A 14,924-nucleotide genomic window follows, 5' to 3' on the forward strand; every position below is an offset into this window, starting at 1 on the left:
ATGCCGATCTGCGGGTGGGCTGTTCGGTCTGTCGGCCATCGGCTATCGCGCAGCCACGCTGCAGGTCGATCATCCGCAGGCGCTGTTTCGCGCGCTGGTGGCGCTGGTTGCGGCGACCGGGTTCCAGACGCTGGTGATGACCCTGTGGCTGAGCATGGCCGAGCCCGGCCAGCTGCGCCGCACAGCCCGCCACTGGCGCGCGGTCCTGCCGGTGGGCGTGACCGGCGTGCTGGGCAGTCTGGGCTGGTTCACAGCCTTCGCGCTGCAGAACGCCGCCTATGTCCGCAGTCTGGGTCAGGTCGAGCTGCTGTTTTCCATCCTCGCCTCGGTCATCGTCTTTCGCGAACGCCTGCGCCTGATCGAACTTTTGGGCATGGCCCTGCTGGCAGGATCAGTCGTGATGATCATCTGGCGGATCTGAGGCGTCAAGCCGTGAACCGATACTGCGTCGTCAGTTGCCATGTCGCGCCGGGCTGCAGGATCATGTCGGGAAAGTCGGGGCGGTTCAGCGCATCGGGCCAGCCCTGAGCCTCCAGCGCGATGCCGGCATGGGGGCCATAGGTTCGGCCCTCCAGCCCCGGCACATCGGCCAGATGCGCGCCGTCATAGACCTGCAGCCCGCAGGCGGTGGTCAGGATGGTCATGGCCAGCCCGCTTTGCCCGGTCAGGGTCGCCGCAGTGCGCAGGGGCCGGGGGCCGTCCGACAGGCAAAGGTTGTGATCACAGGGCCCCGGCAGGACCGGGCGACTGTGCCGGAAATCGAACGGGGTATCCGCGACCGGGGCGATCTGGCCGGTGGGGATCAGGTCGTCATCGACCGGCAGGTAATGGTCCGCCGCGACGCTCAGCCGGTGCCCCGCGATGCTGGCCGCACCATCCAGCGTGAAATAGCCGTGATGCGTCAGGTTGCAGGGCGTCGCGCGGTCGGTCGTGGCCGACAGATCAAAGCACAGCGCGCCGTCCTGCAGCGCGATCCGCGCGGTGATGCGCAGGGTACCGGGAAAGCCCATATGCCCGTCCGGCAGGTCCAGCGTCAGGGTCACCGCATCCGGGAAAAGCGCGCCGATCTGCCATAGCTGCAGGTCCGTGCCCTGCGATCCGCCATGCAGGGTGTGGCGGCCGCGAAAGTTCAGGTCAGACTGATGATCCTGCCCGTCCAGCCGGAACCGGCCCTGCGCGATGCGGTTTGCGCAGCGCCCGACGATGGCCCCGAAATAGCGGCCCCGGTCCAGATAATCCGCCACATCGGGGCAGCCCAGCACCAGCGGATGGGCGATGCCGTCCAGCCTCAGATCCTGCACGATGGCGCCAAGGGTCAGCACCCGCGCCGTCAGACCGCCGCCCTTCAGTGTCATCACCTGAACCTCGCGCCCGTCGGGCAGGTGGCCTGCGGGGGCGATGCTCATGCCGCGCCCCCTGCCAGACGGCACCGCGACAGGCGCAACAGCCCCTTTTGCAACAGGATGAAGGCCAGCAGCAACAGCCCGATGACGATCTTGGTCCACCAGCTGGACAGCGATCCGTCAAAGACGATGTAGGTCTGGATCAGCCCCATGGTCAGCACCCCCACCAGCGTGCCAAAGACATAGCCCGCCCCACCGCTCAGCAGCGTGCCGCCGATCACCACCGCGGCGATGGCGGTCAGTTCCGTCCCCACCGCCGCCAGCGAATAGCCCGATCCGGTATAGACCGAGAACACGATCCCCGACAGACCGGCCATCAGCCCCGAAAAGGCATAGACCAGCACCGTTGTGCGCCCCTGCCGCACGCCCATCAGCCGGGCGGTCTGTTCACCGCCGCCAAGCGCATAGACGGATGTGCCGAACCGGGTGCGATGCGCGATCACCATGCCCAGCACCACGACCACCAGCATCAGCGCGCGGTGATCGGCCCCCTTGGCCAGCCAGCCCCCCGCCGGGCGCGACAGGAACAGCACCCCCACCGTGCCGATCGCGATGGCCAGCAGCCCGTCGCGCGACACGGGTTCCGAAAGCAGCAGCGCCGACAGGGCGGCGACCAGCAGCACCTCGGTCTTGGTAAAGGCGATGCCCACGGCAAAGGACCGGGCCGAAAACAGCGCCACCGTCGCAAAGGTCGCCACGATCTGCGCCAGCCCGCCCGCCATCGCCCAGATCCAGAAGGCCGGGGGCAGGGCGGGCAGCCCGTCGCCCCGCGCCAGCATCAGCGCGGCCAGCGCCGCCATGGCCAGAGGCGCTGCAAAGACAAAGCGCGCATAGGTCGCCCCGCCCGTGGACAGGCCCACCGACTTCAGCCGCTTTTGCAGCATGAAGCGCAGGGTCTGCACGGCGCTCGCGGCCAGCGTGATCACGACCCACAGATCCATCGGCCCGTCCTTTCATGGCGGCACCGGGCCCGGCCCGTTCACGGGGCCCGCCCCCCTTGTCAGGCCAGGGCGATGGGCCGCTGTTCCTCGATCGCCTCCATCGCGAAATGCGAGGTGACGGTGTGCAGTTCGATACCCGAGATCAGGCGCTGATAGAACAGGTCATAGCGTCCCATATCCTGCGTCACGACCTTGAGCATATAGTCGTATTCGCCGCCGATCCGGAAAAAATCCACCACCTCGGGGATCGCGCGGACATGTTTGCGAAACATCGCCAGCCAGTCGGCGGAATGGTGGCGGGTCTTGATCATCACAAAGACGACCAGCCCCAGGCCCAGCTTGTCGCGGTCCAGCGCCACGGTGCGGCGGCGGATCACCCCGGCCTTGTCCAGCGCCTGCAGCCGCCGCCAGCAGGCGTTCTGCGACAGCCCCACCCGCTCTGCCATCACCCGCTGCGAAACCGCGCTGTCCAATTGCAGCTCTTCCAGAATGCGTCTGTCGATCCGATCCATGATATCCCCTGTTTTTGGGTCATATGACCCATTTTACCGCCTGGAATGCAAGAATGATGGGATGATTTCGCAGGTTGGCGGGGTTAATCTTTACCAGACATCTGCGTAAACCGGGGCTTTCATGACACTTCTGACCGACTTTCAGGCATCCTTGACCGGCCCGGACGCGATCGCGCGGCTGCAGGCGGGGCTGATCGGGAATGATCTGATGATCGACGGCCCCTTTGGTCCGGTCCCGATGATCTATGCCGATCACGTCGCCTCGGGCCGGGCCTTGCGTCAGGTCGAGGATTTCGTGATGACCCGCGTGCTGCCCTATTATGCCAACACGCACACGCAGGCGTCCTTTGTCGGCGCCTATTGCACGACACTGCGCGAGGCGGCCCGGGCCCATGTCGCCGCAGCCGTGGGCGCGGGGCCGGGCTACAGCACGATCTTTGCCGGATCGGGATCGACCGCCGGGCTGAACCGGCTGGTGGGGTTGCTGGACATCGCGGGCCTTGTGGCGCGCGGCGGCCGGGCCGTGGTGGTCATCGGCCCCTACGAGCATCATTCCAACATCCTGCCCTGGCGCGAAAGCGGCGCCGAGGTGATCGAGATCCCCGAGGCCCCGTCCGGCGGCCCCGATCTGGGCGTTCTGGTGCAGGTTCTGGCCGACAATCGCGATGCCGATCTGCGGGTGGGCAGCTTTTCGGCGGCCTCGAACGTGACCGGGATCGTGACCGATACCGATGCGGTGACCCGCATCCTGCGCGCGCAGGGTGCGGTGGCGATCTGGGATTACGGCGCGGGCGGGCCCTATCTGCCGATGCGGATGCAGGCGGGCACGGACGCGGCCAAGGATGCCATCGTCTTTTCCCCGCACAAGTTTCCGGGCGGGCCGGGCGCCTCGGGCGTGCTGGTGGTGCGCGACGCGATCGTGCGGCGCATGACGCCCACCCTGCCGGGCGGTGGAACGGTCAGTTTCGTCTCGCCCTGGAGCCATGCCTATGCGCCCGCGCTGTCGGACCGGGAAGAGGGCGGCACCCCCAATGTCATCGGCGATATCCGGGTGGCGCTGGCGATGATCGTCAAAGAGGCGATGGGTCAGGATGTCATTGCGAACCGGGGCCGCGCCCTGAGGGATCGCGCGCTGGCGGTCTGGCGCAACAACCCCAACATCCAGCTGATGGCTCCGGATGCGCCCGGCGACGCACTGCCGATCTTTTCCTTCCGCATCCGTGACGGCCAGGGCGGGCTGGTGCATCACCAGCTGTTCACCCGGATGCTGAGTGATATCCATGGCGTGCAGGCGCGGGGCGGCTGCGCCTGCGCGGGCAGCTATGCCCACCGGCTGCTGGGGATCGACCGGGGCCAATCCGACGCCCTGTTCGACCGCATCGCAAAGGGCGAGGATATTGCCAAGCCCGGTTGGGTGCGGCTGAATTTCTCGGCCCTGCTGGACGATGCCAAGGCGGATGCGATCATTCATGCCGTGGACGATCTGGCCCGCCATGCGACCACCCGCGCGGCGCAGTATCAGGTCGATCCGGCAACCTCGCGGTTTTCGATCCGACCGCCGATGCAGGCCGCGTGCGTCTGAGGCGCCGGACGGTCCATGCCCCGACGTCGCGACTGAACGCATCGGTTTGACCGTTGACGTCGCGGGGCAACGGTTCATGATGTGCCGACCCAGCCAAGGAGGCCAGGCATGACCCGTTTTATCGTCAACGGTCGGGACGTCGATCTGGATATCGACCCCGAAACCCCTCTGCTCTGGGTCCTGCGGGACGAATTGCGGATGACCGGCACCAAATTCGGCTGCGGGATCGCGCAATGCGGCGCCTGCACCGTCATGCTGGACGGCATGCCGCGCCGGTCCTGCGTCACCCCCATCGGCATGATCGAGGGCAGCGAGGTTACCACGATCGAGGGGCTGGACGGCCCCGAGGCGCAGGCCGTCAAGGCCGCATGGACCGCGATCGACGTGCCGCAATGTGGCTGGTGCCAGTCGGGACAGGTCATGTCGGCGACCGCGCTGTTGCAGCAGGTGGCCCAGCCTTCGGATACCGATATCGACAATGCCATGGCCGGGAACATCTGCCGCTGCGCGACCTATGTCCGCATCCGGCAGGCCATCCATGACGCCGCCAAGACGCTGGAGGGTTAAGCGATGGCACCCATCATCACCTCTCGTCGCGGATTTCTGGCCGGCAGTGCCGGGCTGACGCTGGCCTTGTCGCTGCCTTTGGGCCGCGCCCGCGCGCAGGGAGCGGCGGCCACGCTGCCCTTTGCCCCCAACGCCTTCATCCGCATCGGTGCCGACGATCTGGTGACCGTGATGATCAAGCATATCGAGATGGGGCAGGGCCCCTATACCGGCCTTGCCACGCTGGTGGCCGAGGAACTGGACGCCGATTGGGGCCAGATGCGGGCCGAGGGCGCGCCGGGCAATGACGCGCTTTATGCCAATCTGGCCTTCGGGGCGCAGGGCACCGGCGGATCGACCGCGATGGCCAACAGTTACATGCAGATGCGCAAGGCGGGGGCTGCGGCCCGCGCCATGCTGGTCGGCGCCGCAGCCGAGGAATGGGGCGTGCCCGCATCCCAGATCATCGTCCGCGCCGGGGTCGTCGCGCATGAGGCGTCGGGCAAGTCCTCGCGCTTTGGCGCCTTGGCGCAGGCGGCGGCCCGCCAGCCGGTCCCCGAGGATCCGCCGGTCAAGACGGCCGATCAGTTCACCCTGATCGGCACCGACCGGCCCAAGCTGGACACGGTCGCCAAGACCGATGGCACGGCGCAGTTCACGCTGGATGTCTATCGCGACGGCATGCTGACGGTCGTGGTCGCCCACCCGCCGAAATTCGGCGCGACGGTGGCCAGCATCGACGACACCGCCGCGCTGGCCGTGCGCGGGGTGGAAATGGTGCGCCACATCCCCTCGGGCGTCGCTGTCTATGCCACCAACACCTTTGCCGCGCTGAAGGGCCGCGATGCGCTGACCGTCACCTGGGATGACAGCGCAGCCGAGACGCGCAGTTCGGCCCAGATGCTGGACGATTTCGCCGCCGCCGCCGCGGCAGGGGGCGAGACGGTCGAGGAGGACGGCGATCTGTCCGCCATCGACGGCGCCGCGCAGGTGCTGCAGGCCGAATACCGCTTTCCCTATCTGGCCCATGCCCCGATGGAGCCGCTGGATGCGGTGATCGAGGTCAAGGCCGGCAAGGCGGAAATGTGGTTCGGCAGCCAGTTTCCGACCTTCGACCGGCCTACCGTGGCCGCAGCCCTTGGCGTCGCGCCTGACGATGTGCAGATCAACGTGCTGCTGGCGGGCGGATCCTTCGGGCGGCGCGCGCAGGGCTCGGCCCATCTGGCCGCCGAGGCGGGCGAGGTGGCCCGGGCCGCAGGCCGCGATGGCGCCTTCAAGCTGGTCTGGACGCGCGAGGATGACGTCAAGGGCGGCTATTACCGCCCCCTGACCGTTCATCGGCTGCGCGCCGGGCTGGACGATCAGGGCCGCATCGTGGGTTGGGAAAACACCGTCGCGAACCAGTCGATCATGATCGGCACGCCGATGGAGCCGATGCTGCAGGGCGGCCCGGATGCGACCTCGTTCGAAGGCTCGAACGGGCTACCCTATCGGTTCGGGGCGCGGCGGATCGGGTGGGCGCGGATGGACAGCCCGGTCAGCGTGCTGTGGTGGCGGTCGGTGGGCCATACCCACACCGCCTATGCGGTCGAGACGTTTCTGGACGAGGTTCTGGCCGCCGCCGGTCAGGATCCGGTGCAGGGGCGTCTGGACCTGTTGGCCGACGAGGCCACCCGCGAACGCGCCGTGATCACCGAAGTCGCGCGCATGTCCGGCTGGACCGGCCCAACGCGCGACGGCAAGGGCTATGGCATCGCGATGGTCAAAAGCTTTGGCAGCTATGTGGCCGAGGTGGTCGAGGTCGAGGATCGTCAGGGCCGCCCCCATGTCACCCGCGTCTGGTGTGCGGTCGATTGCGGCATCGCAGTCAATCCCAACATCATCCGCGCGCAGATGGAGGGGGGCATCGGCTATGCCCTGGGCACCGCGCTGCACAACCGCATCACGCTGGCCGAAGGCGGCATGGTGGAACAGTCGAATTTCGACGATTACCCCATGCTGCGCATCGGCGAGATGCCGGCGGTCGAGGTGTCGATCATCCCCAGTGATCTGGACCCTACCGGGGTCGGCGAACCGGGCGTGCCGCCCCTTGCGCCCGCGCTGGCCAATGCCTGGCGTGCCCTGACCGGCCACAGCCAGCGCGATCTGCCCTTTGATCAGGTGGTGTCATGAAATCTGCCCTGTCGCTGATCGCGGCCCTGACCTTGGGCGCCGCCCCCGCCTTCGCGCAGTCTGACGCGCCGGACGTCTTGGCCGCGCCCGACAGCTTTGCGGATATCGCCGATGAAAACGAACGCTCGGTCGCGCTGTTCACCGAGATGGGCAAGGTGCTGACCCATCCGCGCTGCCTGAACTGCCATCCGGTCACGGGCGGGCCGACGCAGGGCGACGACATGGCGCCGCATATGCCGCCGGTGATCCGGGGCGACGCCGATTTCGGCGCGCCGGGCATGACCTGCAACACCTGTCACGGGTCCGAGAATGTCGAGTTCACCTCGGATGCGGGCAGCATTCCGGGGCACGAGCCGTGGGCCCTGGCCCCGGTCAGCATGGGCTGGGTGGGTGTCGGGCTTGGCGATATCTGCGAACAGATCAAGGATCCCGACCGCAACGGCGGCAAGACGCTGGAAGAGTTGCACGTCCATAATGCCGAGGATGGTCTGGTGGGCTGGGGCTGGGAACCCGGCGCAGGCCGCACCCCTGCGCCCGGCAGTCAGGAGCAGTTCGGCCAGCTGACCCGCGCCTGGATCGACACCGGCGCGGCCTGCCCCGGCTAAGCGGCGCGGGCATTCATCAAGCGGCGGCCTTATATCGTCGCGGGGGCGGAACTGCCCCACCGCACGCGGGTTGGACAGCGCCCGGATCTGCACAGGATCCGGGCCGATTGTCCCGATGAAAGACCCGCTCAGATGAATGCCCATTCCCGACAGAGTGACGGTTCCGGCCCGCTGGAACAGGCCGACAAGGATGCCGCGCGGCAGGCCGGACGGCACCGCCATCACCCGGTGGTCAAGGCCCTGGGGGGCTTCAGCGAGATTGCCGATCAGACGCCCCTGTCGCTGCTTTGCGGATCGGTGGCCTTGGGCGGCGCGCTGACCGGCAGGCCCGCCTTGGCCGCGACCGGGCTGCGGATGCTGGCCGCGCATGGGCTGGCCAACGGCATCAAGCGCCTGATCAAGAACCGCGTCCGCCGCACCCGTCCGCATGTGATGATCGAAAAGCACCGCTATCGGCGCGAGGCCGATGAAGGGCACGATGGGGACGAGACCTCGTTCCCCTCGGGCCATACGGCGGGGGCGGTCGCGGTGGCGGCGGTGCTGGGCCATGATCGGCCGGATCTGGCGCTGCCCGCCTATGGGGTGGCGGCGCTGGTCTCGGGCGTGCAGGTGCCGCGCGCGGCGCATTATCCGGTGGATGTGGCGGCGGGCGCGGTGCTGGGATATCTGGCCGCGCGGGTCGTCATGTCCCTGTGGCCGCAGCCCCGGCGCCCCTGACAGGTGGGGCCGCGCGGAGATGGCCCCCGCGCAGCCCGGTGATCACCCCATGATCCGGTTCAGCGTGGCCGAGGGCCGCATGACTGCCGCGACCTTTTCCGGATCGGCATGGTAATAGCCGCCCAGATCGACCGGTTTGCCGCGCCCCTCATGCAGTTCCGCGATGATCTGGTCCTGCAACGCGGTCAGCTCATCCGCGACGGGTTGGAATTCCTGGGCCAGATCGGCGTCGGAATTCTGCTGGGCCAGCGCCTGCGCCCAATACAGCGCAAAATAGTAATGGCTGTCGCGGTTGTCGGGCTGCCCCGCCTTGCGACCGGGCGAGCGTTCGTGGTCCAGCACGCCTTGCGTCGCGGCCTCGGCGGCTGTGGCCAGCGTGCGGGCCTTGTCGTTGCCGGTCGCCTCGGCCAGAAAGCTCAGGCTTTCGCCAAGCGCGCAGAATTCGCCCAGACTGTCCCACCGCAGGTGGTTTTCCTGCACCAGCTGCTGGACATGCTTGGGGGCCGATCCGCCTGCCCCGGTCTCGAACATGCCGCCGCCCTGCATCAGCTTGACGATGGACAGCATCTTGGCCGAGGTGCCCAGTTCCAGAATCGGAAACAGGTCGGTCAGGTAATCGCGCAGCACATTGCCCGTGACGGCGATCGTATCGCGGCCCTCGCGGATGATCTCGAACGACAGGCGCGTCGCCTCGCGCGGGGCCAGCACGGTGAACCGGTCGGTGGTCCCGGCCTGCGCCAGGATCGGCCGGACATAAGCCAGCAATTCGCGGTCATGGGCGCGGGTTTCGTCCAGCCAGAAGACGGCGTTGCAGCCTTCCAGACGCTGGCGGTCGATGGCCAGACGCACCCAATCCTCGATCGCGGCGCGGCGGGTCGAACACAGGCGCCAGATGTCGCCCGCGCCGACCGCATGGCTGTGCAATGCGTCGCCATTGGCGGCGATGACGGTCACGGTGCCCGCATGGGGGATTTCAAAGGTGGTGGGGTGTGATCCGTATTCCTCGGCCTTTTGCGCCATCAGGCCGACATTCTGCACCGTACCTGCGGTGGACGGGTCCAGCGCGCCGGTTTCCTTGAAATAGGTCACGCTCTCATCATAGACATCGGCATAGGACGTGTCGGGGATGATGCAATTGGTATCCGCCGCAGCCCCGTCCGGGCCCCAGCCCTTGCCGCCCTCGCGCAGAAGCGCGGGCATGGACGCGTCGATGATCACGTCCGAGGGGACATGCAGATTGGTGATGCCCTTGTCGGAATTCACCATGTACAGCGGCGGGCGCTGCGCCATGACCGCGTCGATCTCGGCCCGGATGACGGCGCCGTCGGGCATCTCGGCCACGCGGGCCAGCACGGTGCCAAGCCCGCCATTGGGATCGGCCCCTGCCGCCGCCAGCGCCGCGCCGTGGCGTTCAAAGACCGGGGCCAGCCAGCGCCGCACCACATGGCCAAAGATGATCGGGTCCGAGACCTTCATCATCGTGGCCTTCAGATGAACGGAAAACAGCGTGCCCTCGGCCAGCGTCCGCTCGATCTCGGCGTCGATGAAACGGGACAGTTCGGCGACGGACAGAAAGCTGGCATCGACGACCGTGCCCTCGGGCAGATCGGGGCCGGTCTTCAGCACGGTCTCGGACCCGTCCGTGCCGGTCAGAACGATCCGCACCGGCCCGGCCTGCGCTGCGGACAGCGTCACCGAAGTCTCGTTGCGGCGGAAATCGCCCGTGGGCATCGACGACACGCGGGTCTTGCTGTCCGGCGACCATGTGCCCATCGAATGCGGATGCGCCATGGCATAGTTCTTGACCGCCCGCGCGGCGCGGCGATCCGAATTGCCCTCTCGCAGCACCGGGTTCACGGCGGATCCTTTCAGCGCGTCATAGCGGGCGCGGATCTCGCGGTCGGCGTCTGATGCCGGATCAGAGGGGTAATCGGGCAGATCGAAGCCCTGCGCCTGCAATTCGGTGATCGCGCCGACCAGCTGCGGCACCGAGGCCGAGACGTTGGGCAGCTTGATGACATTGGCCTCGGCCGTCTTCACCCATGCGCCAAGGCCCGCCAGATCGTCGTCCTGCCGCTGTTCGGGGGTCAGGCGTTCCGGAAAGGCCGCGATGATCCGCCCCGCCAGAGAGATGTCGCGCGTGGCGACCGAAATTCCCGCAGCCGAGGCAAAGCGGCGGATGATCGGCAAAAGCGAGGCCGAGGCCAGCTCGGGCGCCTCGTCCACCTTGGTATAGATGATCTGCGGGGTGTCGGTATCGGCCATGGTGATGTTCCTTGGATGTCTTTGCGGGGATTCTTCGCAGCGACGAACCGGAATGTCCACCGCTGCGCCGGTCCGGGGGCCGGGAATCATGCGGTTCTGATGGCAATCCAGATCGTGTGGCGCGATCCGCGCCCGGTTCCGGCGGCGCGGACGCCATGCGCTTTCGCCTGAAACCCGCAGCGGGTCAGGCGTCTGGTGAAGCCTTCATCGGGCGAGGCCGACCAGACCGCCAGCACACCGCCGGTCCCGAGGGCCGTTCGCGCGGCCCGCAGCCCGGCCTCGGAATAGATCGCGTCATTGTCGCTGCGGGTCAGCCCGCCGGGGCCGTTATCCACATCCAGCAGGATCGCGTCGAATGCCGCCGTCGCGCTGCGGATTCGTGCGGCCACATCGCCCGGATCGATGCTGACGCGCGGGTCCGACAGGCAATCGCCAAAAACCGGCGCCATCTGGCCTTTGGCCCAATCGACCAGTTCCGGCACGATCTCGGACACGATCAGCCGGGCGGCGGGGGGCGCCACCGTCTGCGCCGCGCGCAGGGTAAAGCCCATGCCCAGACCTCCGATCAGCACGCAAGGCGCAGCCCGTCCGGTCAGATGGTCAAAGGCCAGCGTTGCCAAAGCCTCCTCGGAGCCGCCAAGGCGGCTGTTCATCAGCTCGTTCCCGCCCTGCAGACGGATCGAGAATTCATCCCCCCGCCGCATCAGGCGCAGCCGGTCCCCGTCCGGGGCCGTGGCACTGGCCAGCAATTCCCATGGCAGCATGCGGGCGGTCCTTTTTCTGCAGATCGACCCGCGATCTAGCCGATCGGGGCGTTCCGAAAAAGCCCCCCTTGGGCGACGGACCTGCAGGGGGATAGGGACAAGGGCCCGCGACACACAGAAACGTGCAGGAACGTGAGGTCACAACCGGCGTTTTCGCAGGTGCAACGCCCGAAATCCGGCTAGAAGCGCCGATTGACGAAACAAAACCGAACGTGGCGATGACCTCAGCAAGCCTTTCCCCCCCTCAGACCGCCAGCGGCACCTCGGTCGCGGTGATCATCGTCAATTACGGCACCGCCGATCTGACGCTGGCCGCCATCCGCAGTGTTCTTGCCAGGGAAAACGGCGGACGGCGGGTTCAGGTGCATGTGGTCGACAATGCCTCGCCCGGCGACGATGCGCAGGTCTTTGCCCGCGCGCATTCGGCCGAGGGCTGGGGCGACCGCGTGACCCTGTGGCCCGAGGCGGTCAATCACGGCTTCGGGCGCGGCAACAATATCGTCATCGAGGCGCTGATGCAGCGCCCTGACGCGCCCGATTACGTCTTTCTGCTGAACCCCGATGCCAGCCTTGAAAACGAGGCGCTGGACTTGCTGGCCCGCCGGCTGGACGATACGCCCGGCGCCGCCGTGGCCGGGGCGGGGATCGCGCTGCCCTCCGGCGAACCGGTGACGGCGGCGTTCCGCTTCCCCTCGGCGCGCGGAGAATTTGCGCAGGCGGTGAATTTTGGGCCGCTGACGCGGCTGTTTTCCAACCGGTTGGTGCCGCTGCCGCCCGATCATCCCGATGGCCCGGTCGATTGGGTGGCGGGGGCTGCGGTCATGCTGCGCCTGTCGGTGCTGCGCCGGACCGGATTGTTCGATCCCGATTTCTTTCTGTATTTCGAAGAGGTCGAGCTGATGCGCCGCATCCGCCGCGCCGGTCATCAGATCCTGTACGTTCCCGCCGCCCGCATCCGCCATGCCGAGGGCGCCGCGACCCAGATCCGCAACGGTCAGGACCAGCGCCCGCCACGCCCGGCCTATTGGTATGACAGCTGGCGGATGTATCATCTGAAGACGGCGGGCCGGGCCGGTCTGGTCTGCGCCACGGTGGGCTGGATGGCGGGCGCCGCGCTGAACCTGCCGCTGGCACGGCTGCGCGGGCATTCCGCATCCCCTCCGCAGGGGTTCTTTCGCGATCTGCCGCGCGGTCTGGTCCGTGGCCTGCGGGGCGGACAAAAATGACCCGGCAGGACTGGAAGATCCGCGCCGCCGATGATCGCCGGTTCGTTCCCAACCGCGGCGATCCCGACCGCAATCCGCCCGGCATCGGCCTGTTGGCCCTGATCGCCGAGGATTACCGCACCCATGAACGCGACTGGTTCTCGGAAGGGTTCTGGGTGCTGTTCTGGCACCGGATCGGCAATTGGCGGATGGGCCTGCCGCTGCCCTTGCGGGGACCGATGTCGCTGATCTACCGGATGATGTTCCGGTGGGCGTCCCGCTCGACCGGGATCTATCTGCCCTATACGGTCCGGGTCGGGCGCCGGTTGCGGCTGGAACATTTCGGCGGCATGATCCTGGTCGCCCAATGGATCGGCGATGATGTGACGATCCGCCAGAACACCACCTTCGGCATCGCCCGGCTGGACGCGCTGCAGGACCGCCCCGTCATCGGCGACCGGGTCGAGATCGGCGCGGGGGCGGTGATTCTGGGCGCCGTCAGCATCGGCGACGATGCCATCGTCGGCGCCAATTCGGTCGTGCGCCGTGATGTCGCGCCGGGCACGATCGTCGGCGGCGTGCCCGCTCAGGTGATCGGACGCACTGAATTGCCCATCTGACGGGCAGCCGCTTTCAATCCCCCATTGAAAGACTTGCGGAAGCGCGCGTCTTGTCCGACGCCCCCTGCAGGGTCAGGCTGATCGCCGGAGCGGGCCCTTGTTGATGCGGCCCGAGGGAGAGACATCATGGAACGATACTTCAGGCTGGCCGACAAGGGCACCAGCATCAGGACCGAGGTGATCGCCGGGATCACCACATTTCTGACGATGGCCTATATCATCTTCGTCAATCCCGACATTCTGGCCACCACCGGCATGGACCGCGACGCGGTGTTCGTGGCGACCTGTCTGGCGGCGGCTTTGGGATCGCTGATCATGGGGCTGTGGGCTAACTGGCCCATCGGGATGGCACCGGGCATGGGTCTGAACGCGTTCTTTGCCTTTACGGTCGTCGGCATGATGGGGTTCACCTGGCAGCAGGCGCTTGGCGCGGTCTTCATCAGCGGGCTGATCTTTCTGTTCCTGTCGGTGACGGGCATCCGGCGCTGGCTGATCTCGGGGATCCCGGCCTCGATGCGCAGCGCGATTGCGGCGGGGATCGGGCTGTTTCTGGCGATCATCGCGCTGAAATCATCAGGCATCATCGTCGCATCCGAGGCGACGCTGGTCGCCTTGGGCGATCTGACCCAGACCGGCACGCTGCTGACCATCGCCGGGTTCTTCATCATCGTGGCGCTGGATGCGCTGCGGGTGACCGGCGCGATCCTGATCGGCATTCTGGTGGTGACGCTGGCCGCGATCGCGCTTGGGGTCAGCGAATTCGGCGGCGTGATGTCGATGCCGCCCTCGATCGCGCCGACCTTCCTGCAGCTGGACCTGATGGGCGCGCTGACCTTCGGCATCTTTCAGGTGGTGCTGGTCATGGTGCTGGTCGAGGTTTTCGACGCGACCGGCACGCTGATCGGCGTGGCCAAGCGCGCGGGCCTTCTGGCCGAAGGCCCGACCCACACCAACGTCAATCTGGGCCGCGCCCTGATGGCCGATTCGACCGCGATCACCGCAGGCTCGCTGCTGGGCACCTCGTCCACGACGGCCTATGTCGAAAGCGCCTCCGGCGTGCAGGCGGGGGGCCGCACGGGCCTGACGGCGGTGGTCGTGGGCGTGCTGTTTCTGGCGGCGATGTTCTTTGCCCCGCTGGCCGGATCGGTGCCCGCCTATGCCACCGCGCCGGCGCTTTTGTATGTCGCCACGCTGATGGTGCGCGAATTGTCCGAAGTCGCGTGGGAGGACGTGACCGAGGCCGCACCCTCGGTCCTGACCGCGATCATGATGCCGTTCACCTATTCGATCGCGAACGGTCTGGCCTTTGGCTTCATCAGCTATGCGCTGATCAAGCTGCTGACCGGCCGCGCGCGCGAGGTTCACGCCGCGACATGGATCATCGCCGCGCTGTTCGTAATCAAATACGCGGTCTTTGGGGGCCATTAGGGTTGGCGTCAGCGGCGGGGGTCTTCGCAGATCCCTGCCGCTTTCAATGAGACGTGTAAAGTCTTCTATGTTGGGGCGGATTTCGCAAGGGTGGATTTGGGCCTAGCATCGGGTGTGGGACGGCGATCTTGGTGCCGCCCGGGCGGCAGGGATGGGGGCGATCT

The 14,924-nt window shown here is 67.3% G+C and carries 14 protein-coding genes; 9 read left to right on the forward strand and 5 right to left on the reverse strand.

The annotated features are described in order from the left end of the window. Positions 1 to 421: EamA family transporter (locus tag EG885_RS19325; protein ID WP_165571219.1), on the forward strand; the 421-nt coding region annotated here is incomplete at its 5' end. A 4-nt stretch (positions 422 to 425) separates the two neighbouring features. Here the strand turns inward: EG885_RS19325 and EG885_RS19330 are convergent. From EG885_RS19330 to EG885_RS19340, 3 genes are read right to left on the reverse strand one after another with little or no spacing between them, the layout of a single operon-like run. Next, positions 426 to 1,406, reverse strand: coding sequence for an aldose epimerase family protein (locus tag EG885_RS19330; RefSeq protein ID WP_131577888.1), 981 nt, complete (start codon positions 1,404 to 1,406; stop codon positions 426 to 428). Next, entirely contained in the window at positions 1,403 to 2,344 is a 942-nt protein-coding gene (locus tag EG885_RS19335) for an ABC transporter permease subunit (RefSeq protein WP_131577892.1), read from the reverse strand. The genes EG885_RS19330 and EG885_RS19335 overlap by 4 nt, the downstream gene beginning before the upstream one ends. 59 nt (positions 2,345 to 2,403) lie before the next feature. Next, entirely contained in the window at positions 2,404 to 2,856 is a 453-nt protein-coding gene (locus EG885_RS19340) for an Lrp/AsnC family transcriptional regulator (RefSeq protein WP_131577896.1), read from the reverse strand. A gap of 121 nt (positions 2,857 to 2,977) precedes the next feature. On the opposite strand from EG885_RS19340, the gene EG885_RS19345 reads away from it, so the two are divergent. From EG885_RS19345 to EG885_RS19365, 5 genes are all read left to right on the forward strand, one after another. Continuing rightward, positions 2,978 to 4,438 carry an aminotransferase class V-fold PLP-dependent enzyme gene (locus EG885_RS19345; protein WP_131577899.1) on the forward strand — a complete coding sequence of 487 codons (1,461 nt, stop codon included), beginning with the start codon at positions 2,978 to 2,980 and terminating at the stop codon, positions 4,436 to 4,438. A 108-nt stretch (positions 4,439 to 4,546) separates the two neighbouring features. Then, positions 4,547 to 5,005, forward strand: a complete 459-nt coding sequence (locus EG885_RS19350; RefSeq protein WP_131577903.1) for a (2Fe-2S)-binding protein — start codon at positions 4,547 to 4,549, stop codon at positions 5,003 to 5,005. A 3-nt stretch (positions 5,006 to 5,008) separates the two neighbouring features. Further along, a complete protein-coding gene (locus EG885_RS19355; protein ID WP_131577906.1) occupies positions 5,009 to 7,156 on the forward strand; it encodes a xanthine dehydrogenase family protein molybdopterin-binding subunit in 2,148 nt (715 codons plus the stop codon). Continuing rightward, on the forward strand, positions 7,153 to 7,761 hold the full coding sequence (locus EG885_RS19360; protein WP_131577909.1) for an Isoquinoline 1-oxidoreductase subunit: 609 nt from the start codon (positions 7,153 to 7,155) through the stop codon (positions 7,759 to 7,761). The genes EG885_RS19355 and EG885_RS19360 overlap by 4 nt, the downstream gene beginning before the upstream one ends. 132 nt (positions 7,762 to 7,893) lie before the next feature. Next, positions 7,894 to 8,478 carry a phosphatase PAP2 family protein gene (locus tag EG885_RS19365; protein ID WP_131577912.1) on the forward strand — a complete coding sequence of 195 codons (585 nt, stop codon included), beginning with the start codon at positions 7,894 to 7,896 and terminating at the stop codon, positions 8,476 to 8,478. A 42-nt stretch (positions 8,479 to 8,520) separates the two neighbouring features. Here the strand turns inward: EG885_RS19365 and EG885_RS19370 are convergent, their stop codons facing one another. Further along, positions 8,521 to 10,743, reverse strand: coding sequence for an NADP-dependent isocitrate dehydrogenase (locus EG885_RS19370; RefSeq protein WP_131577915.1), 2,223 nt, complete (start codon positions 10,741 to 10,743; stop codon positions 8,521 to 8,523). Between the two features lie 86 nt (positions 10,744 to 10,829). Next, positions 10,830 to 11,507, reverse strand: coding sequence for a spermidine synthase (locus EG885_RS19375; protein WP_131577918.1), 678 nt, complete (start codon positions 11,505 to 11,507; stop codon positions 10,830 to 10,832). Positions 11,508 to 11,725: 218 nt separating this feature from the next. On the opposite strand from EG885_RS19375, the gene EG885_RS19380 reads away from it, so the two are divergent. The 3 genes from EG885_RS19380 to EG885_RS19390 all read left to right on the forward strand — a co-directional run bounded on the left by EG885_RS19380 (position 11,726) and on the right by EG885_RS19390 (position 14,760). Next, positions 11,726 to 12,733 carry a glycosyltransferase family 2 protein gene (locus EG885_RS19380; RefSeq protein ID WP_131577920.1) on the forward strand — a complete coding sequence of 336 codons (1,008 nt, stop codon included), beginning with the start codon at positions 11,726 to 11,728 and terminating at the stop codon, positions 12,731 to 12,733. 329 nt (positions 12,734 to 13,062) lie between these two features. Beyond that, positions 13,063 to 13,332: a serine O-acetyltransferase gene (locus EG885_RS23600; protein ID WP_415639292.1), complete on the forward strand. Its 270-nt coding sequence runs from the start codon at positions 13,063 to 13,065 to the stop codon at positions 13,330 to 13,332. Positions 13,333 to 13,458: 126 nt separating this feature from the next. Continuing rightward, positions 13,459 to 14,760 (forward strand): NCS2 family permease, encoded by a 1,302-nt coding sequence (locus EG885_RS19390; RefSeq protein WP_207392338.1) that lies wholly within the window; start codon positions 13,459 to 13,461, stop codon positions 14,758 to 14,760. Positions 14,761 to 14,924 lie beyond the last annotated feature (164 nt).

Source organism: Paracoccus nototheniae (assembly GCF_004335005.1).
In the GTDB taxonomy this organism is placed as follows: domain Bacteria; phylum Pseudomonadota; class Alphaproteobacteria; order Rhodobacterales; family Rhodobacteraceae; genus Paracoccus; species Paracoccus nototheniae.

Bases quoted from the DNA above. Each gene is read 5' to 3' on its own strand.
- EG885_RS19330 (WP_131577888.1), bottom strand. From the start codon at position 1,406: ATGAGCATCGCCCCCGCAGGCCACCTGCCCGACGGGCGCGAGGTTCAG.
- EG885_RS19335 (WP_131577892.1), bottom strand. From the start codon at position 2,344: ATGGATCTGTGGGTCGTGATCACGCTGGCCGCGAGCGCCGTGCAGACC.
- EG885_RS19340 (WP_131577896.1), bottom strand. From the start codon at position 2,856: ATGGATCGGATCGACAGACGCATTCTGGAAGAGCTGCAATTGGACAGC.
- EG885_RS19345 (WP_131577899.1), top strand. From the start codon at position 2,978: ATGACACTTCTGACCGACTTTCAGGCATCCTTGACCGGCCCGGACGCG.
- EG885_RS19350 (WP_131577903.1), top strand. From the start codon at position 4,547: ATGACCCGTTTTATCGTCAACGGTCGGGACGTCGATCTGGATATCGAC.
- EG885_RS19355 (WP_131577906.1), top strand. From the start codon at position 5,009: ATGGCACCCATCATCACCTCTCGTCGCGGATTTCTGGCCGGCAGTGCC.
- EG885_RS19360 (WP_131577909.1), top strand. From the start codon at position 7,153: ATGAAATCTGCCCTGTCGCTGATCGCGGCCCTGACCTTGGGCGCCGCC.
- EG885_RS19365 (WP_131577912.1), top strand. From the start codon at position 7,894: ATGAATGCCCATTCCCGACAGAGTGACGGTTCCGGCCCGCTGGAACAG.
- EG885_RS19370 (WP_131577915.1), bottom strand. From the start codon at position 10,743: ATGGCCGATACCGACACCCCGCAGATCATCTATACCAAGGTGGACGAG.
- EG885_RS19375 (WP_131577918.1), bottom strand. From the start codon at position 11,507: ATGCTGCCATGGGAATTGCTGGCCAGTGCCACGGCCCCGGACGGGGAC.
- EG885_RS19380 (WP_131577920.1), top strand. From the start codon at position 11,726: ATGACCTCAGCAAGCCTTTCCCCCCCTCAGACCGCCAGCGGCACCTCG.
- EG885_RS23600 (WP_415639292.1), top strand. From the start codon at position 13,063: ATGATCCTGGTCGCCCAATGGATCGGCGATGATGTGACGATCCGCCAG.
- EG885_RS19390 (WP_207392338.1), top strand. From the start codon at position 13,459: ATGGAACGATACTTCAGGCTGGCCGACAAGGGCACCAGCATCAGGACC.